We start from the raw sequence: 18,505 nt of genomic DNA, 5'->3' as shown, positions 1-18,505 counted from the left end.
TAGGGTGCGGTGCAGGAGGTGGCGGGCGATGGCACGCGAACGCAGCAGGGGCATGTCACCCGGCCGGGCGAAGAACCTGGTCGGTGTGGCCAAGGTCGTCGCGCCGGCGCTGATCCCCGTGGTCGCGCCGCTGGCCGCCCGCGCGGCGGCGCTCGTGAGCGACCGCTACGACCACTACCGGGCGCGGCGGCTCGGCGTGCCCGTGGACGAGCTCACCCGGTACTCGGGCCGGGGCGCGAAGCTGCACGCCCGCATCGTCGGGTTCGCCCACGCGCTGGAGGAGCTGCGCGCCGGGGACCGGGCGTACGTGGAGGCCACCGAGGCGCGCCTGGGCCAGCTCGCGGCGGCCGTGCGGGCGTCGGAGCGCATGCCGACGGCGCGCCGGAAGGCCGCTCACCGGGCGGTGGGCGCCGATCTGGACACGCTGGAAGCCGAGCTGTTGAAGCGGTTGATCTAGCGTTTATCGGCCTCGGCTTCGCCTCGGCGGCTCGGCCGCCTCTGGTCGGCCCATCACGCCTGATTTCCCGCCGATCGAAAAGCGTGATCGGCGGGAAATGAGGCGTGACAGGCCGACGCGGCCTCGCGGTGCGGGAGCGAGTGGCTGTGTGAGAGCGGCGACTTGCTCAGCGCGGCGGCTTGCTCAGCGCGGCGACTTGGTCAGGGCGGCGGCTTGGTCAGGGCGGCGACTGGGTCGTGCCGGCTGGGGCGGCGGGTGTTGGAGGAGGGGTGGCGAAGAGGGGGTCGGTGCGCAGGTCTTTGGCCAGGGAGACGCAGAGGCCCACCATGACCGCCGCGAAGGGCAGCGCCGCGATGATGGTCAGGTTCTGTAGGCCGGTCAGGGCGTCCGAGCCGCCCACCAGCAGCATCACCGCCGCCATCGCACCGGTCAGCACGCCCCAGAACACCACGACGCCCTTCGTCGGCGCGATGGAGCCGCGCTGCGACAGCGTGCCCATCACCACCGAGGCGGCGTCCGCGCCGGACACGAAGAAGATCGCCACCAGCAGGATCACCACCACGCCCGCGACCGCCGCCAGCGGGAAGTGGTCGAGCAGCGCGAACAGCTGGCTCTCCGGCGACGACTCGCCCGCCAGGTCCGTCCCGTTCCGCTGCACGTGGATCGCCGTGCCGCCGAACACGCAGAACCACAGCAGGCTGACCGCGCTGGGCACGCCGATCACGCCCGCCACGAACTGCCGGATGGTGCGCCCCCGGCTGATGCGCGCGATGAACATGCCGACGAACGGCGTCCACGAGATCCACCACGCCCAGTAGAAGATGGTCCACCCGGACAGCCACGCCTCGGTCGCGTCGCCGCCCGACGCCGCCGTCCGCCCCGCCATGTCGGCCAGGTCGCGGAAGTAGTCGCCGATCGCGGCGGGCACCAGGTTGAGCACGAACACCGTCGGCCCGACCACGAACACGAACGCCGCGAGCACCACGGCCAACACCATGTTGGTGTTCGACAGCCACTGGATGCCCTTGGCCACGCCGGACACGGCGGAGGCGACGAACACCACGGTCAGCACCGCGATCACGCCCACGAGGACGGCGTTGCCCGCGTCCCAGCCGGCGATGGACAGGCCGCTGCCGATCTGCAGCGCGCCCAGGCCGAGCGACGCGGCGGAGCCGAACAGGGTCGCGAAGATCGCCAGCACGTCGATCGCCCGGCCGGCCGCGCCCTCCGCCCGCCTGCCCAGCAGCGGCCCGAACGCGGCGCTGATGAGCTGGCTGCGCCCGCGCCGGAAGCTGCCGTAGGCGATGGCGAGGCCGACGACCGCGTAGATGGCCCACGGGTGCACGGTCCAGTGGAACAGGGTGGTGGCCATCGCGGTCTGGAGGGCCTCGTCGCTGCCGGCCGGCACGGTGCCCGGCGGCGGTTTCACGAAGTGCGAGAGCGGCTCGTTGACGCCGTAGAACATGAGCCCGATGCCCATGCCGGCGCTGAACATCATGGCGATCCACGACACCGACTTGAACTCGGGCCGCTCACCGTCGCGACCCAGCGGGATGCGGCCGTAGCGGCTGACCGCCAGCCACAGCGCGAACAGCACGAAGCCGGACGCGACCAGGACGAAGGCCCACCCGACGTGGGTGATGATCCAGGTCAGGACCGCTTTCGAGGCCGAGGCGAGCGAGTCGGTGCCGAGCACGCCCCAGACCACGAAGGCGAGCGTGACCGCCGCCGCGACGCCGAACACGACCCGGTCGGTCCGGCCCGGTCGATCGGCGTCGCCCTCGTCGCGAGCCGGTCTCGGCTCGCCGGGCAGGGGTTCTCTGATGCGGCGGTGCGGGGTTGTCACGCGTAACGCCGTACCCCCGGATGGCCCAGTCCAAACCTCGCTACCCCGGTAGCGGCTCACACCTCCGGCCGCCCTTCTCCTACTCTCAGGTGCATGACCGGACGCCCAGCACCGACCCGCCTCGCGCGGGTCCTCCTGCTGGCCGTGACGTCCGCGTCACTCAGCGTGGCCGCCCACGGCGCGGCCGGCGGTGACGTGACCGAGTTCGCGCCCGCGCTGCCGCTGACCGTGCTGGTCGCGCTCGCGGGCACGGCCCTGGCCGAACGCGGGCGCGGCCCGTGGGCGATCCTCGCCGCGCTCGGCGCGGCGCAGGTCGGCCAGCACGCGCTGCTCAGCCTCGGCCACCACGCGGACGACGGGCCCGGTCCTGGCATCGGCCCGGTGGCCATGACCACCGCGCACGTGGTGGCGGCGCTGCTCACCGGCCTGCTGCTCGCCCGAGCCGACCAGGTCCTGGCGGCCCTGGCGAGCGCGGTCGCCCACCTGGTGCCGGCACACCCCGCCTTCGTACCCACCGCGCACCGCCCGGACCCACTCCCGGCGCTCGCCGGCCAGGACACGGCAACCGCCGTACTCCTGCACCGCGTCCACGGCCGCCGAGGCCCTCCCGCTCCTTAGCTCCGGAGGCACGAGCCGCGAGGCCGAGTCGGGTTCCCACCCTCGCCACCGCCCCCGCGCCGCGCGAGGCCGCGTCGGGCTGTCACGCCTCATCCCCCGCCGATCACGCTTTTCGATCGGCGGGAAACCAGGCGCGACGGCCCGACAAAAAGGCGGCCGAGCCGCAGGGGCGAAGCCGAGGCGAATCCAACACAGCTCTACGCCCTGTCCCACCGCTCGCCCCCTCTACACCGGCCTCCGCTCGCCCTCCCCTCACACCCCACATACCCCCTCTGGTTGATCAGGAGCGACACCTACATGTCGACAAATCGTTTTGGTGGGCGCACGCTCGCCAAGGGCGGCGCCGTGCTGGCGACCGCCGCCTTCATCGCCCTGGGCACGGCGGGCCCCGCGTCCGCGCACGTCACCGCGTCCACCCCGAAGGACGCCGTGCAGGGCGGCTACACCAAGGTCACCCTGCGGGTGCCCAACGAGCGGCCGAACGCCGGCACGGTCAAGCTCGAACTGACGCTGCCCGCCGAGTACCCGCTGGCGTCGGTCAGCACCAAGCCGACGGCGGGCTGGAAGGTCGAGGCCGTCAAGGGCAAGCTCGACAAGCCGGTCCAGAACCACGGCGCGGAGGTCACCGAGGCGGTCCGCACGGTCGTCTGGACGGCCGACCCCGGCGTCCGCATCGAGCCGAACCAGTTCAACGAGTTCGACCTGTCCATCGGCCCGCTGCCGGACAACACCGACCAGCTGGTCATCCCGGCCAAGCAGACCTACGACAACGGCGAGGTCGTGGACTGGAACGCGCCGCCGCCCGCCGCGGGCGCGCAGGAGCCGGAGCACCCGGCGCCGGTCCTGAAGCTGGTCGCCAAGAAGACCGGCGGCGACGACCACGGCACGGCGACGAACGCCGCCGCCGGGTCGGACGGCCACGGCTCGTCGTCGTCGGCCGCGGCCGGCACGGACGACACCGCGCGCTGGCTCGGCGGCGCGGGCCTGGCCGTGGGCGCGCTCGGGCTGGGCTTCGGCGTCGGGGCGGTCCTGCGGTCGAGGCGTGCGACGGGTACCCCGTCGGCATGAGGCGCGCACTCTCGTTGCTCCTGGCCGGCCTCCTGGCGGGCGGCGCGGCGCTGGCCACGTCCGGCACCGCGCTGGCGCACAACGTGCTGGTCAGCAGCGACCCCAAGGAAGGGCAGGCGCTGGAGAGCGGCCCCTCGGAGATCTCGCTGACGTTCGACCAGCCCGTCCAGGCGGGCGACCGGTTCAACACGATCACCATCAAGGGGCCGGACGACACCCGCTGGGCGTCCGACGGCGAACCCGCCGTGAAGAACAACACGGTGACGTTCAAGATCCGCCCCCTGGGCCCGGCCGCCGAGTACCAGGTCGGCTGGCGCATCCTGTCGGCGGACGGCCACCCGGTCACCGGCAACCTCAAGTTCAGCACCACGAAGGCGGGCACGGGCACCCCGGCGCCCGCCGAGTCGACCGCGCAGGAGTCGGCCGCCGGTGACGACGCCGGCGGCGGCGTGCCGATCTGGGTGTGGATCGCGGGCGCCGTGGTCCTCCTCGGCGGCGGCGTGTTCTTCGCGCTGCGCGGCGGTGCGAAGGAGCCCACGCGCCGATGACCGCGAACCGGGCCACCACGACCACGACGCCGCACCGGGTCGTCGGCGGGCTGCTCGCCGGCGGCGCGGTGGGCGTGCTCCTCGGCCTCGGCCTGTCGACCACGCCCGAAGCGGTCGGCGTCGCCGAGCCGGGTGTGGTGGTCCGGTTCGCGCACCCGCTGATCAGGACGCTGCTCGACCTCGCCGCCACCGCGGTGGTGGGGTTGAGCCTGCTCCCGAAGCTGCTGGGCTTCAGCCGCCCGAACCTCACCGAGCCGGTGCTGCGCCTCGCCCGGCCGGCCGCGGTGGTCGCCGCCGCGGTCTGGGTGCTCACCGCGCTGACGTCGATCGTGATCAGGGCGTACGAGACGCGGCCGGACGTGGCGCTCACCACGGGCGCGGTCGTCGACTACGTCCAGCGGGTGGGCGCGGGCCAGGGGCTGCTGTTCAGCGCGGTGTGCGCCCTGGTCTACCTGGGGATCGGCGTGCTGGCGGTGCGCCGCGGCGAGTCGGTGCCCGCCGAACTGCGCATCCTGGTCGCCATGTTCGGCCTGCTGCCGCTGCCGGTCACCGGCCACGCGTCGAACTGGGAGTACCACGACTACTCCATGATCTCGATGGAGCTGCACGTGCTGGGCGCGGCGGCGTGGACCGGCGGTCTCGGCGCGCTGGTCGTGCTGGTCGCCCACCGGCGCGGCCTGCTGGCGGACGCGCTGCCGAAGTTCTCCAAGCTGGCGACGGTCAGCCTCGTGCTCGTCTCGGTGACGGGCCTGTTCAACGGCCTGCTGGAACTCGCCCTGAACCCGGTGACCGCGCTGCCCGGCTCGCTGCTCACCACGTCCTACGGCCTGGTGCTGGTCGCCAAGGTCGCCTGCGCCGCCCTGCTGGCGCTGCTCGGCGCGAACATCCGGTGGCGGCTGCTGCCGCACATCGCCCGGCACCGGGCCACGGCGATCGTGGGGTGGGCGGCCGTCGAGCTGGCCGTCATGGGCGTGGCGTTCGGCCTGGCGGTCGTGCTCTCGCGGGCGCCGGTCGCGTAGGCGGGATTGTCGTACCCCCCTGCTCTACTCGGAGCATGAGCGAAAAACCGATCCTGGTGCTCGGCGCGACCGGCACGACCGGCCGGCGGGTGGCGGCGCGGTTGGCGGCGCTGGGCCACGCCGTCCGACCCGCGTCCCGGCGCGGCGCGGTGCGGTTCGACTGGGCGGAGCCCGACACGTGGCGGCCGGCGCTGTCCGGTGTCGGTGGCGTCTACCTGATGGCGCCGCACGAGCTGCCGATCGACCCGGCGTTCGTCCGGGAGGCGGTCGGGCAGGGCGTGCGGCGGCTGGTGCTGCTGTCCAGCCGGGGCATCGAGGAGATGGGCGACGAGCGGCTGCTGGCCGCCGAGGCGGTCGTGCGCGACTCGGGCGTCGACTGGACGGTGCTGCGGGCGGACTGGTTCGCCCAGAACTTCGACGAGGGCTTCTTCCGGCCCGCGGTCGAGGCGGGCGAGCTGGCGGTGCCGGTCGGCGACGACGCGCAGGGCTTCGTGGACGCCGACGACATCGCGGCCGTCGCGGTGGCGGCGCTGACGGAGGACGGGCACGCCGGGCAGGTCTACGAGCCGACGGGGCCGCGCGCGCTGACCTTCGGCGAGGCGCTGGACCTCATCGGGCGGGCCCTCGGCAGGCGGCTCGTGTTCCACGGGTCGGCCGAGGCGTACCGTGCGCAGCAGGCGGCCCTCGGGTTCCCGGCCGAGCAGACCGAGGCTGAGGTGGCCGCCTTCCACCGACTGGTGACCGAGCGACCGCCCACCACGACCCCGACCACGGACCACGTGGCGAAGGTCACCGGCCGCGAGCCCATCGACTTCGCGGACTACGTCACACGAGCCTGGGGCCGCCCCTAAGCACGCCGAACACAAGGCCGCGCCAAGCCGCCAGACGGCCTCACCCGCCTCGGCAGAGCAGCGGCCATCCACACAACCACCCCACACCGCGATCAGTGGGGTGTTCGGTGCGGTGAGCTGCGCCGAACGCCTCAGTCCGTGATCAGGCGCGTTCTCGGGTCCACGCGCATCCTGGTCAGGTTGGCCACCACCACCCGGCCACGCCGGTCGAGTTCCTTCGCGTCGATCCACCCGTGCGCGAAGTAGCGGTAGTCCTGGGCGAGCTTGACCAGTTCGGCCAGGTAGTCGGCGGAACGCCGGCGGCGCTCCTCGTCGAACGACGCCAGCAGGGGCAGCTGCGTGTCCACGACCTCGTCGATCATCCGCGCGGCCTTCAGCGCGCGCCGCGTGCGCCAGCGCCGAGCACCCACCAGCTGTCCGATCACGCGCACCTCACCCCGCAGCAGCGCATCCCCGTCGCTGCGTCAGTCGCGATCGACGGTCCGGGCGTTACCGGTTCGTTCTCCCACCGCCGCCGGTTCAGCGGTATGGCGTCCACGGGGTGGCGGTGTCGCCCGCGCGCAGCGCCGCCAGGCGCCGCCGCAGCTCGCCCCGCACGTCCGGGTGGCTGCGCAGGATCGGCAGCACGCTCGTCGTCAGCTTCAGCTCCCGCACGTCCCGCAGCACCGGGAAGCCCGGCCACCGCGTCACGTCGAACCCGTACACGCCGGCCAGCTGCCGGTACCAGGCGGCCGGGTGGCCGAACCGCGCCACGCCGACCGGCAGGGTGCTCAGGTCCCACTCGCGCGGCCCGACGCTGGTCGAGTCGAAGTCGCAGATCACCGGCCCGTCGGGGCTGGGTATCAGGTTGCCGAGGTGCGCGTCGCCGTGCAGCACGCCCTCCGGCAGCGCGGTCGCCAGGTCCGCCACCCTGCTCTCCAGCAGGGCCAGCCGCTCCTCCAGGAACGCGCGGTCCGGGTCCGACAGCTCCTCGGCGTCCGCGATGCGCTTGCGCACGTCGTCCAGCGGCGACCAGCGCGGCAGCCGGAACGGCGGCTCGGGCAGCGCGTGGATGCGGCGCAGCAGCTCACCCAGGTCGCGCCCGTCGACGGGCGGCCCGTCCGACGGCACGGTGTGCCAGATGGTCGCCAGGTGCCCGCCGACGGCCAGCGGCTGCGGGAACTCCTCGACCAGCCGCACCGCGGGCACGTCGTGCGCGGCCAGCCACCGCGCGACCCGCACCACCTTCTCGGCCCGGTGCCGCAACGCCATCGAACCCACGATCCGCACCACGACCCGGTCGCCGGGCAGGTCGAACACGGCGTTGGAGGTGAACTTCACCAGCCGGGCGTCGCGGTGCGCCAAGCCCAGCGGGGCGCACAACCGCTCCAGCACGGCGGTCAACGCGGCGGGGGTGAACCGGCCGCCCGGCCCGGCGCCCGAGCTCAAGCCGCGCTGTCGCTGCCGGTGAACTTGGCGACCCGCTCGGCCAGCTCACGCGCGTCGGGGTTGTTGCGGCGCTTCTCCGCCTCGTGCTGCAGCGGCTTCATGCGGTCCTTGGTGCGCACGGACTTCAGCCCCTCGGACAGGTCGATGGCCTGCCTGCCGATCTTCGCGCCGTGGTCGATGTCGCCCTCCAGCAGGTGGTTGATCGACAGCGAGGTCAGGTTGAACGACCGGCTGCGGCTCATGTCCTCGCCGTAGCCGTTGATGGCCTTGGACAGCGCCGGGACCGCGATCCGCGTGTACTTCGTGTCGACGGTCTGGGCGAGTTCCGTGTGCACCGTGCCGATCATCGCCGACAGGTCGTTGGCGTCGAAGAACTTGGCCCACGCGGGCGCCTCGCTGATGTTGGCCCGCGCGAACTCGTCGCGCGCCCGGCCGAGGAGCTTCAGCGCCTGGTCGTCGGAGCCCATCTTCGCGTAGGCCCACGCCTCGTTCGCGCACAGGATGCCGACCGCCAGCTCCGAGCCCGAGTTCTGCGCGGCCAGCTGGCCGAGCTGGAACACCTTCAGCGCGTCGTCCGGCGCGTTCTGGTGCAGGTAGACGCGACCCATCCGGTACAGGATGTTGGCCACCAGCTCTTCCTTGCGGCCCTGCTTGGCCAGTCCCAGCGCCTGGCCGAAGTGGTTGCGCGCCGAGTCGTACAGGCCGGTGTCGAAGGAGGTCCAGCCGGCGAGGTTGTGCAGGTCCGCGAGGGCGACGTAGAGCCGTTCCTTGACCAGGTCCGTGGCGTTCGCGCCGAGCATCTGCTGGCCCCACGAGAGCTGCGCGACCACGGCGTCGCGGCACGAGCCGCCGCCGTACTGGTAGTCCAGGGTGCGCAGGGCCCTCGTGGCCGCTTCGACCTGGCGGACGTCGGTCATGCCGATCCGACCGGGAGCCGGCGTCTGCGCGGGCGACGAGGCCCAAGACCCGGAGTCCGTACCGAACACGGCCGCCCCGACGGTGATCGCGGCGGCGTGCGCGAGGAACTTCCTTCGCTTCACCGACTCGTCCTCCTCAGACTGGGGTGCCTCCGCGGTCGCGGCCACCCGCACTGCCGTGGCCTCGTCGTAGGCGAGGCCCATGTACCCCCTGGGGACGCCCAGGCCGGCGGCGATCCGGGCCAGGACGTCGTAGGCCATGACCTGACGACCCTTCAGGATCTCCGACACCTCGGACTGCGATTGGCCCGTCAGCGCCGCGATCTGGCGCTGGGACACGCCGTGCCGCCGGAGCAGCCGGTAGACCGAGCTGATCTCGCGTTTGGCCAGCGCGTCCCGCATCTCCTGCTGGTCCCAGACATCGGGGGTAACAGGAGAGCTGTGCGAACCGATGGTGTTCAATTGCGCCCCCTCACAGTCCTTTGGGCGTCAACGGCAGAGTAGGGGCACTCCCCCAAGTGCAGGAAGTGTCGATCGGCGAGGCTGATCGGCCCTGCCGAACTCCGCTGACCGCTTACCGTGGAACGGACACCGGCCAGCGCTGTGACGTCCCGATCCGGGTTGAATCATCGCAATCTGGGATCCGGTAAGCGAGTGAGCACGGAGAGGAAACCGGCAGTGGACGTGATCGAGCGGGCGGTGACCACCACGGGTGGGTCGGCAGCGCGCGCCGTCGCCACGGCCCCCTCCCCTGTTCCTTCAACTGTCCGGGAGTCGACCGACCTCGACTCCGGATGGCGCGGCTCTACCGGGCAGCGTCGCTGGTGGCGGATTCGCTGCAGCGACGTGGTCGACCGGGAGCGCTGCCTCACCGTGCTGGTCGACCGGGGCCGCGTGGTCCTGGTCGGCCCGCCGGGTGAGACGGCGGTGCTGTCGGCCGACCAGCTCGTACAGCTCAGGGCCGCGCTACGCGAAGCCGCCGAGCAGGCGGAAAGGTGACGGTGACGTTTCGGTGGACGAGATCCTCGGACAAGTTCTTCGCAACGCGGTGTGGGAGCGGCTCGACCTGCTCACGGAGTTGGCCAACGAGGCCGACGCCCCGTCCCTCCTCTCGGTGGCCCGGTCCGAGCTGCCCCGGCTGACCGAGGGGTGGCGCGCGCTGCTCGCCGCGCACGAGCCGGACGAGAAGGGCAACTGCCCCGAGTGCTCCGGCCGGTGGCGGCAGCAGAAGAGCCCGTGCTCGGTGTGGCGCGCCGCGTACGAACACCTGGTCGCGGGCGGTCTCGCGCCGCGACCGGCTCGACACCTGCGCTCGGCCCCGGTGACACCTCCGGTCACCAGGACGCGCCGGGCGGCGGTGCTGCGAGCCCACTGACGGGCGAGTCCCGACCTGTCGTTCCCCCGACGCGACACGGTCGAGCACCCGCCTACTGGCCGGCGGTCCGGGACGTGCGAACCCCCGACCGCGACGAACGGACCGCCGGCCGGCCACCAAGCAGGACGGCTCCACCAGCGAGGCGAACGACCCAGACATCCGCGGGCCGGTGTTGTGCACACCTTCCCTCCCCGACCGACACCGGTCCGCGGGCACCACGTCGGCCCCCGATGCCCGCACCTCCCGCGCGGGCATCGGGGGCCGGTTCCACGTCGGCGTTCGACGTCGGCGTTCGATGTCAGCGGTGCACGCCGGTCCGCCAGGTCAGGTAGTCGGTCAGGCGCGGGCACAGGCGGCCGGCCACCTCGAACGCCCGCAGCTGCCACGGGAACACCCGCTCGGCCCGGTCGTGCTCGACCACGTGCACGATCTCGCGCGCCACCCGTTCCGGCGGGACGGTGGGTATCAGCCGGGCGACGGCGGGTATCCGCTGCTCCGCGCCGGGGTTGTTGGCGAAGTACCGGCTGCTGACCTTCCCCGGCACCACCTCGCTGACCCCGACGCCCGTGCCGCGCAGGTCCTGGCGCAGCGCCGCCGTCAACCCGCGCAACGCGTACCGCGCCGCCGCGTACCCGGTCGCGCCGGGTATCGGCAGCCGGGACACCGGCGAGTTGACGTTGACCACCCGCCCAGTGCCGCGCGCCCGCATGGCGGGCAGGAACTCCCTGGTCAGGTGCAGTGCCGCGGTGAACGGCAGGGCCGTCATGGCGGTCAGCTCGGCGGTGGGCGTGTCGTCCAGGAACAGCCACCGCCCGGCCCCGGCGTTGTTTACCAGCACGTCCGGCGCGCCGAACTCCGCCAGCACGCGCTCGGCCAGCGCGCGCACCTGGTCGACGTCCGCGAGGTCGGCGGGCAGCGCGACCGCACGGCCGCCGGAACGCGAGCACCGCTCGGCGACGGATCGGAGCGTTTCAGCGCCGCGGGCCACGAGCACGACAACCGCGCCGCGCCCGGCCATCGCCTGCGCCGTCGCCGCGCCGATGCCCTGCGACGCGCCCGTGACGACGACGGTCCGTCCTGCCAACCTCACGAAGAACTCCTCACGTCGGCGATGGGTCCCGCATCGCCGGGTCGCCGTCCACCATCGGCGAGCGGTCCGCGCGGTCCGCGGTGTGGCCGCCGGCCGGCGACGCGTCCGCGAACGGCCGGTGATGCGGGGGTGAACGGGCGGTTGCGGTCCGCGCGGTGCGCGCCCCGGTCCGGTGCGGCGGTGGCGTCGCCCCGGCGGAACCCGTCGGGCAGGGTCACGAGAGCCTCCCAGAACATGAATAACATTCGGATCGTAGGCGTGTTGCGGCCCAACCGGAAGTGCGGCGCTCCGGGAGCGGGCACTATGGAAGCCCGCAACCGATCCCGCAGGAGTCGCCGTGACCAGTACGACCCCGCTGCGCAGGCAACCGGTGCAGCAGCGCAGCGCCAAGCGCGTCGAGCGGATGCTCGAAGCCTGTGCCTCGCTCATCGAGGAGGTCGGCTACGACGGGGTGACAACGACGCTGATCGCGGAGCGGGCCGGCGTCGCGGTCGGCTCGCTGTACCAGTTCTTCCCGGACAAGCGCGCCGTCGTGCAGGCGCTGACGCTGCGGAACCTGGAGAAGTTCATCCAGACCGTCGACGGCCGCTTCACGTCCACCACGCTGGACCACTGGTGGGACGCCGTCGACTCGATCTTCGACGTGTACGTGTCCATGCACCGGGAGGTGCCCGCGTTCAGCAAGCTGCACTTCGGCGACGTGGTGGACATGCGCCTGCTGGACGACCGGCGGGACAACAACACCGTCATCTCCGACCGGATCGCGGAGATGATCTCGACCAAGTTCGGCATCCCGCTGGCCGAGCTGGAGCTGCCCATCTCGATCGCGGTCGAGGCGGCGGACGGCGTGCTGAACCTGGCGTTCCGCCGCGACCCGGCCGGTGACCGGCGCATCCTGGCCGAGGCCAAGGCCCTGGTCCGGGGCTACCTGTCGACCCGACTGCCCGACTAGCGCCCGCCTGCCCGACCAGCACCCGACCGCCCGACCAGCGCCCGACCGCGCGGCGACGCGCCCGTGCCGTCCGCCGCTCCGCCCCGCTCCGCGCACCCGCGGCACCGCGCTCAGCCGAACGAGCGCCCCTCGCCCCGGTACGTGGGCACGGTCCGCACTACCACGTCCCCCTTGACGACGTGGTAGTGCGGGAACCGCTCCGCCGGTTCGCCGGCCTTGGCGTGCCGCAACCACACGCGGTCGCCCAGGCCCAACGAGTCCGCGGCCTTCCCGAGCACCGGGGTCTGCACCTCGCCCGCGCCCTCCAGCGGCGAGAGCTTCAGCCCCACCGGCAGGTACGGCGTCGGCTGCCGGTCCGCGGTGGGCGTGCCCGACGCGACGTACCCGCCGGCGAACAGCGTCGCCACGTCCTTCTTCGGCCGCCGCACCACGGGCAGCGCGAACAGGACGGCGGGCCGCGGCCGGAAGCCCCGGTACCCGTCGAACAGGGTGGGTCCGACCAGGCCGGACCCGGCGGCGAGTTCGGTGACGGAGGGGTCGGCGGCGGTGACCTCCAGGCTCCCGGTGCCGCCGCCGTTGACGAACTCCAGGTCGGCCTCCCGCCGCACGGCCGCCACCGCCGCGCCGCGCCGCTCGACCAGCTCGGCCGCCGACCGCCGCTGCATCCACCGCAGCGCCGCGCCGCGCACCGGCCGGCCGGGCGGCGCGTCGCCGAGGCCCGCGATCTGCCCCTCGTACGCCATGACGCCGACCAGGCGGAACCCCGGCCGGTCCGCGATCCGGCGCGCCAGCCGCCGGGCGTCCGCCGCGGTGCGCACGGGCGACCGGCGGGTGCCGATGTGCAGGCCGGGCACGGGCCGCCACGACACGTCCAGCTCCAGGCACACCCGGATCTCCGGGTGGCGGGTGCCCAGCGCGGCGTCGACGAGGTCCAGGTGGGCCACCGAGTCGACCACGATCGTGACCCGCCGCCGCGCCCGCTCGTCGCGGGCGAGCGACCGCAGCGCCTCGTGGTCCACCGTCGGGTACGCCACCAGCAGGTCCTCGGCGAGGTCCAGCGAGGACAGCCACAGCGCCTCGGCGAGCGAGTAGCACATCACCCCGGCGTAACCCGGCCGCGCGAGCACGTGGTCGAGCAACCAGCGGACGCGGACCGACTTGCTCGCGACCCGGACCGGTTTGCCGCCCGCCCGGCGCACGAGGTCGGCCGCGTTGTGGTCGAACGCGTCCAGGTCGACGATCGCGAACGGAGGATCGAGGTCCTTCGTCGCGCCGTCGAAGCGGGTCCGGGGGTGCATGGGCTTACCGTACTTGAAAGGTGAATCTGTTTCACCTACGGTGCGTGGATCTCGTCACACCGGAGGTGGGCATGGGGACGCCGTGGACGAACTGGGCGCGCACCGCGTCCGCGCGCCCGCACCGGGTCGAGCACCCCGCGAGCGCCGACGAGATCGCCGAGGTCGTCGCCGGCGCGCGGGCCGTGCGGCCACGCGGCAGCGGCCACTCGTTCACCGACATCGCCGCCGCGCCGGCCGTGGCGGTCGACCTGGACGCGTGGACCGGCGTCACCGACGTCTCCGGCACCCTCGTGACGGTCCGCGCGGGCACCACCCTCCGCGCCCTGAACGTCCTGCTCGACGCGCTGGGCCTGGCCCTGGCCAACCTCGGCGACATCGACGCGCAGACCATCGCGGGCGCGATCTCCACCGGCACCCACGGCACGGGCGCGCGGCTCGGCGGACTGGCCACCCAGGTCGTGGCGCTGGAACTGGTGCTCGCCGACGGCCGGCAGGTCCGCTGCTCGGCCGAGGAGCGGCCCGAGCTGTTCGCCGCCGCCCGCGTCGGGCTCGGCGCGCTGGGCGTCATCACCACCGTCACCCTGCGCTGCGTGCCCGCGTTCGTGCTGCACGCCAGGGAGTCGCCCGACCGCCTCGACCGGGTGCTGGCGGAGTTCGACCACCTCACGGCGGTGGAGGACCACGTCGAGTTCCACTGGTTCCCCCACGGCGACAGGGTGATCCTGAAGCGCAACAACCGGGTGGAGGACGCGCCCGCGCCGCTGTCCGCCGCTCGCCGCTTCTACGAGTACGAACTGCTGGAGAACGGGGCGTTCGGCCTGGTCTGCCGCCTCGCCCGCGCCGTGCCGCGCACCACCCGCGCCCTCAACCGGATCTGCGGCGGCCTGGTCTCCGAGCGCGTCTACCGGGACGTCTCGCACCGGGTCTTCGTCACGCCGCGCCGCGTCCGGTTCGTGGAGTGCGAGTACGCCGTCCCGCGCGAGGCGCTGCACGACGTGCTGCGCGAACTCCGGGCCACCGTCGCGCGGCTCGACCACGGGGTGATCGTCCCGGTGGAGGTCCGGGTCGCGCGGGGCGACGACATCTGGCTGTCCACCGCGCACGGCCGGGACACGGCGTACGTCGCCGTGCACCAGTACCTCGGGATGCCCTACCGGCGGTACTTCGCCGCGTTCGAGCGGATCGCGGACGCGGTGGGCGGCCGACCGCACTGGGGCAAGCTGCACGACCACACCGCCGCGACGCTCGCGCCCCGGTACCCGCACTTCGAGGACTTCCGCCGGCTGCGCGCCGAGCTGGACCCGACGGGCAAGTTCGGCAACGGGTACCTGGACCGGGTGGTGGGCTCCGTCTGATGGCCCGACTCCGTCGGGCGGCTCGGCCGCCTGGTGGTCGGCGGCTCACGGGGCGAGCTTTGTCGATCGAAAAGCGTGATCGACAAAGCTCGCGCCGTGAACCACCGACGCGGCCTCGCGGGGATTGCGCGCGGGAAAGGAGCCGCAGGGGAAGGCGCGGGAAAGGAGCCGCAGGGAAGGTGTGTGGGTGCGAGGCGTCAGGGGGTGAGGCTGGGCTGGAACGCCTTGCTGATCGGGGTTGGGCCGGAGATCAGTTCGAAGGTGCGGCCGGTGGTCGACGGGTGGTCCAGGAGCGCCACGACCGCCGCTGCCACGTCCGCGCGGGGTACCGATCCGCTCAGCGGCGTCTCCGCCACCGACACGGAGCCGGTGCCGGGCGAGTCGAGCAGGCGGCCGGGGCGCAGGATCGTCCACTCCAGCCGGCGCGTCCGCAGGTCCTCCTCCGCCGCGCGCTTGGCGGCCAGGTAGGCGTCGAACACCTCGTCGCCGGTCACCCGGTCGAGGCCGCCCGAGCTGATCTGCACGAACCGCGACACCCCCGCCGACTCGGCGGCCGACGCGAACAGCACCGCCGCCGCCCGGTCCACGGTGTCCTTGCGCGCCACGCCGCTGCCCGGACCCGCGCCCGCGGCGAACAGGGCCGCGTCCGCGCCGGTCAGCGTCCCGGCGACGGTGGCGACGTCCGCCGCCTCCAGGTCGCACAGCACCGGGTCCGCGCCGGCCGCGCGCACGTCGTCGAAGTGGTCCGGGTCGCGCACCAGCGCCGTCACCGCGTCACCGCGCCCCGTCAGCAACCGGGACACCAGCAACGCGATCTTGCCGTGCCCACCCGCGATCACCACGTGCATGGCGTCGACGGTAGTTCAGACCGCCGCGGTCAGCAGCTGCTCGTACACGAGTTCGTTCACCCACCGGGTGGTCGCCGTGTCCTCGACCGGCACGGTCTCGTTGCGGCCGGCGACGTCCGTCGACAGCTCGCACGCCTCGTCGGCCAGCAGCACCGACACGCCGTACCGCCGCACGCGGGGCAGGCAGTTCGCCAGGTAGTCGTGGGTCAGCGCGACCGACGACGGCAGCACGGCCGCCGCGTTGCCGAACCGGGCGAACGGCACCGCCGACGCCAGCGCGGTCCGCCAGTGGCGCGCCACCGCGAGCACGCCGATGATCCGCACGGCCGCCGGCGGCACGCGACCGTCCATCTCCGGCCACACCCAGGTGGACACGGTGGTGCGGTCCGGCTCGGGGCCCGCGCCCAGGCACACGCGCTCGGCGTGGGCGTCGGCCAGCAGCTCCGCGACCATGACGACCCTGCGGCCCATCAGCACCATCTCCGGGAGCACCACGCCGTGCCAGCCGAGGCGCACGGCGGCGGAGGCCGCCAGCTCGGCCGCGGAGCCGGGCAGTTCCGGAACCGGGATCGCGGTGGCCGACAGCGCCCGTGCGTGGTCGGTGTCCGCGATCCGTGCTGGTGTGCTGCTCACGCCAGGGCCTCCTCGGCAACCACGGCGGTGTGCCCCGCCGCGTTTCGACTCGTGCTCTGCATAAGGCGTACCACCCGGCCACCCCGCGACCCCCCGGCCCGAGCGGCCCCTGCGATCGGCGGCGTCGAGCGGTCGGTGACCGGTCGAAACCGCCCGCGCGGAGTTCGGCCCGGCCATGCTGCCGTCCGGGTGACATCCGGCCGGGGTCGTCCGGCGAAAAGGTGCTCAGCGTGGCCGGCACAGCCACGAGCCGGCCCCTGAAGTGACCCACGCCACCGCAGCGGCACCCGCCCGACCGACCGTTCACCGCCCCAAACCGACCGGATACCCCACGGACCCGATCCGCGAACCGATCGAATGCCCGCCGGCGGGCGCCGGGAGCCGCTTCGAACGCCCACCGGAACCACGGCCCGACACCCGCCGTGCGACGGAGATCACTACCGAACGCACCCCGAACACCCGGTCGCGCCGCCTTCCGGTCGACCGGCGGGGTGATGCACATCACCAATCGAGACAAGCGCCCAAACCGCTGGACGGTGATCACGTCCGGACCCCACGCCCGCTCCACCGCCCCTCGGCTCGCGGTTCCCCTCCGAGCAGCAGGGATGGCGCGCACCGGACCGGCGCGCCGACGGTTCACACGAACGCCGCCCCCACGGCACCGGCGTTGCCCATCCCGCCACGACGAGCCCGCACCCGGCCCGCACCGAATGGACGCATCGAACCGACCAATCCCGCTAGCCCAGACGAGTGGTCTACGCCACAGACACAGCCGGATACCGATCCACCCCGAAACAGCACTGAGGCCCCGCGGTTGCGGGGCCTCAGTGGCTACTTCACTACCTCGAACCTCATACCGCCGGTCCGAGTGGACTGATTTCGCCATCAGTCCCTGGTGGACTGTTGACGGAATCGGTCGACCTGCATCGATGACGACCTGACTCAAGATCGTTCCCGACCTAACGAAGATCGTTTCCCAACGCCGGTAGGCCCAAGGGAGCCGCAGGTGCCACCATCCACCGGTTCCCATGCAGGTGCTGGAGACTGAGTCCTGCGGCCAGACCGGCACCAACGGGACGGCTGTGCACCGCCAGGTGAGTTGCGCCTACGAACCGCTGATCCGCACAGCCGGGCGATGAACGTCGCCCCCCGTCAGCCACCGATCGCGGTCAGGGCCTGGTCGCCAAGACCCGCGAGGAGGTTTTGTACTGCCGTGGCGCTGCCAGTGCTCAAGGCTTGGAGCAGGCCGTCAAGCAGTCGCCGCATCTTGCCGCGGTCGGGGGTGGCGGACTGGGCCTCTTGGTGCAGTTCCTCAGCTTGGGCGTTCGCAACCTGCTGGACATCCTCGTCCAACCCCAGGATGGGCAACGACTGGCGGAGCGCCCCTGCGAACTCCAGCACCTTCGTCGTGTCCAGGCCAGCGTTGGCGTTCTGCACCACGTGCGCGCTGGCGTTGGTGATGTTGCCGATGCTGTCGGTCATGGTGATCGTCGTGTTGTTGGTGATGCCGGGCCGCACACTGCGGTTGAGGTACTGGTTCACATCTCCCTCGAAGTGGATTAGGCAGTCTCGTCCTTCAGCGGTCAGCGAGGGGCGAAGCATCCCGTCGCCGCTCTGCCAGGTGGAAAATGCTTTGATCAGTCCATGTTCATGCAGGTAGCCAGCTTCTCTTCTCAGTTCTGCTTCCGAGAAGTCGTTGCCGTGATAGCGGGCCTGGTCCCCGGACAGGAACCCCGTCCAGTCCGTGACCCGGACCTGGTCTTCGAGCCATTGCAGCATTCGCGTCCGCAGAACGCCCAAGCGCCGGGCAGGGCTCATCCGCTCGGTCTGCAGTCTCTGCGCCTCGGACAGCCCCGCCGCAGTGAGGTCGCAGTCCGCCCCGCCGAACGTGGATTGATCAAGAGCCCATCCGCGTCCGACCAGGTAGTCCACGAGGAGGTGACCGTCCTTGCCGCCGAGACTGTGCTCGCGAAGATAGGTGCTCGTCTCGGCTTCTTCGCTGCTCGCCAGGTGTTCCAGCAGACCGTAGGCGTGCTTCTCGATATCAATTCTCATTCACTTCACCTGCTATACATTGTTTGATCATGAGACAGGAGTTCCGAGGGCGATTTTAGGTCGAGAGTCTTTTCTAGCCTATCGAGCACTCGTTGCCGACTAGTACATTCTCACGCCCGACAAATCGAGTGTCCGGCGAGGCAGTCG

General features: G+C 72.5%; 19 protein-coding genes. 10 read left to right on the top strand and 9 right to left on the bottom strand.

Annotation, left to right across the window (positions count from 1 at the left end; translation table 11 throughout):
* Positions 1-28: 28 nt before the first annotated feature.
* A complete protein-coding gene (locus C8E97_RS01910; protein ID WP_121001052.1) occupies positions 29-457 on the top strand; it encodes a DUF6474 family protein in 429 nt (142 codons plus the stop codon).
* Positions 458-674: 217 nt separating this feature from the next.
* Here the strand turns inward: C8E97_RS01910 and C8E97_RS01905 are convergent, their stop codons facing one another.
* Positions 675-2,270 (bottom strand): BCCT family transporter, encoded by a 1,596-nt coding sequence (locus tag C8E97_RS01905; RefSeq protein WP_246019323.1) that lies wholly within the window; start codon positions 2,268-2,270, stop codon positions 675-677.
* Between the two features lie 126 nt (positions 2,271-2,396).
* On the opposite strand from C8E97_RS01905, the gene C8E97_RS01900 reads away from it, so the two are divergent.
* The 5 genes from C8E97_RS01900 to C8E97_RS01880 all read left to right on the top strand — a co-directional run bounded on the left by C8E97_RS01900 (position 2,397) and on the right by C8E97_RS01880 (position 6,407).
* Positions 2,397-2,921 carry a hypothetical protein gene (locus tag C8E97_RS01900; RefSeq protein WP_121001048.1) on the top strand — a complete coding sequence of 175 codons (525 nt, stop codon included), beginning with the start codon at positions 2,397-2,399 and terminating at the stop codon, positions 2,919-2,921.
* A 297-nt stretch (positions 2,922-3,218) separates the two neighbouring features.
* A complete protein-coding gene (locus C8E97_RS01895; RefSeq protein WP_121001046.1) occupies positions 3,219-3,989 on the top strand; it encodes a YcnI family copper-binding membrane protein in 771 nt (256 codons plus the stop codon).
* On the top strand, positions 3,986-4,537 hold the full coding sequence (locus C8E97_RS01890; RefSeq protein WP_121001044.1) for a copper resistance CopC family protein: 552 nt from the start codon (positions 3,986-3,988) through the stop codon (positions 4,535-4,537). Before C8E97_RS01895 ends, C8E97_RS01890 begins: the two co-directional genes overlap by 4 nt.
* Entirely contained in the window at positions 4,534-5,556 is a 1,023-nt protein-coding gene (locus C8E97_RS01885; RefSeq protein WP_121001042.1) for a copper resistance D family protein, read from the top strand. The genes C8E97_RS01890 and C8E97_RS01885 overlap by 4 nt, the downstream gene beginning before the upstream one ends.
* 35 nt (positions 5,557-5,591) lie before the next feature.
* Complete coding sequence (locus tag C8E97_RS01880; protein WP_121001040.1) at positions 5,592-6,407, top strand: SDR family oxidoreductase; 816 nt, start codon at positions 5,592-5,594, stop codon at positions 6,405-6,407.
* A 131-nt stretch (positions 6,408-6,538) separates the two neighbouring features.
* Here the strand turns inward: C8E97_RS01880 and C8E97_RS01875 are convergent, their stop codons facing one another.
* The 3 genes from C8E97_RS01875 to C8E97_RS01865 form a co-directional block, all read right to left on the bottom strand.
* Complete coding sequence (locus C8E97_RS01875; RefSeq protein ID WP_246018607.1) at positions 6,539-6,832, bottom strand: hypothetical protein; 294 nt, start codon at positions 6,830-6,832, stop codon at positions 6,539-6,541.
* 94 nt (positions 6,833-6,926) lie between these two features.
* Positions 6,927-7,835: an aminoglycoside phosphotransferase family protein gene (locus C8E97_RS01870; RefSeq protein WP_246018605.1), complete on the bottom strand. Its 909-nt coding sequence runs from the start codon at positions 7,833-7,835 to the stop codon at positions 6,927-6,929.
* Positions 7,832-9,154, bottom strand: coding sequence for a helix-turn-helix domain-containing protein (locus C8E97_RS01865; protein ID WP_246019322.1), 1,323 nt, complete (start codon positions 9,152-9,154; stop codon positions 7,832-7,834). The genes C8E97_RS01870 and C8E97_RS01865 overlap by 4 nt, the downstream gene beginning before the upstream one ends.
* Positions 9,155-9,430: 276 nt before the next feature.
* Between C8E97_RS01865 and C8E97_RS01860 the strand changes: the two genes are divergently transcribed.
* Both C8E97_RS01860 and C8E97_RS01855 read left to right on the top strand, forming a co-directional pair.
* Complete coding sequence (locus tag C8E97_RS01860) at positions 9,431-9,751, top strand: hypothetical protein (protein WP_121001036.1); 321 nt, start codon at positions 9,431-9,433, stop codon at positions 9,749-9,751.
* Positions 9,752-9,764: 13 nt separating this feature from the next.
* Positions 9,765-10,127 (top strand): hypothetical protein, encoded by a 363-nt coding sequence (locus C8E97_RS01855; protein WP_121001034.1) that lies wholly within the window; start codon positions 9,765-9,767, stop codon positions 10,125-10,127.
* Positions 10,128-10,425: 298 nt separating this feature from the next.
* On the opposite strand, the gene C8E97_RS01850 is transcribed toward C8E97_RS01855, so the two are convergent.
* Entirely contained in the window at positions 10,426-11,217 is a 792-nt protein-coding gene (locus C8E97_RS01850) for an SDR family NAD(P)-dependent oxidoreductase (RefSeq protein WP_121001032.1), read from the bottom strand.
* Positions 11,218-11,554: 337 nt separating this feature from the next.
* Between C8E97_RS01850 and C8E97_RS01845 the strand changes: the two genes are divergently transcribed.
* Complete coding sequence (locus tag C8E97_RS01845) at positions 11,555-12,169, top strand: TetR/AcrR family transcriptional regulator (protein ID WP_121001030.1); 615 nt, start codon at positions 11,555-11,557, stop codon at positions 12,167-12,169.
* Between the two features lie 110 nt (positions 12,170-12,279).
* Here the strand turns inward: C8E97_RS01845 and C8E97_RS01840 are convergent, their stop codons facing one another.
* Complete coding sequence (locus tag C8E97_RS01840) at positions 12,280-13,467, bottom strand: amino acid deaminase/aldolase (protein ID WP_121001027.1); 1,188 nt, start codon at positions 13,465-13,467, stop codon at positions 12,280-12,282.
* 71 nt (positions 13,468-13,538) lie between these two features.
* Between C8E97_RS01840 and C8E97_RS01835 the strand changes: the two genes are divergently transcribed.
* On the top strand, positions 13,539-14,822 hold the full coding sequence (locus C8E97_RS01835) for a D-arabinono-1,4-lactone oxidase (RefSeq protein WP_121001025.1): 1,284 nt from the start codon (positions 13,539-13,541) through the stop codon (positions 14,820-14,822).
* A 197-nt stretch (positions 14,823-15,019) separates the two neighbouring features.
* On the opposite strand, the gene C8E97_RS01830 is transcribed toward C8E97_RS01835, so the two are convergent.
* From C8E97_RS01830 to C8E97_RS01820, 3 genes are all read right to left on the bottom strand, one after another.
* On the bottom strand, positions 15,020-15,670 hold the full coding sequence (locus C8E97_RS01830; RefSeq protein WP_121001023.1) for an NAD(P)H-binding protein: 651 nt from the start codon (positions 15,668-15,670) through the stop codon (positions 15,020-15,022).
* 15 nt (positions 15,671-15,685) lie between these two features.
* Complete coding sequence (locus C8E97_RS01825; protein WP_121001021.1) at positions 15,686-16,303, bottom strand: hypothetical protein; 618 nt, start codon at positions 16,301-16,303, stop codon at positions 15,686-15,688.
* A 1,152-nt stretch (positions 16,304-17,455) separates the two neighbouring features.
* Positions 17,456-18,358 carry a hypothetical protein gene (locus tag C8E97_RS01820; RefSeq protein ID WP_121001019.1) on the bottom strand — a complete coding sequence of 301 codons (903 nt, stop codon included), beginning with the start codon at positions 18,356-18,358 and terminating at the stop codon, positions 17,456-17,458.
* Between the last annotated feature and the right edge of the window lie 147 nt (positions 18,359-18,505).

The organism is Saccharothrix australiensis (genome assembly GCF_003634935.1).
GTDB classification, from domain to species: Bacteria; Actinomycetota; Actinomycetes; order Mycobacteriales; family Pseudonocardiaceae; genus Actinosynnema; species Actinosynnema australiense.
This window is presented reverse-complemented; position numbering and strand designations above follow the sequence as displayed.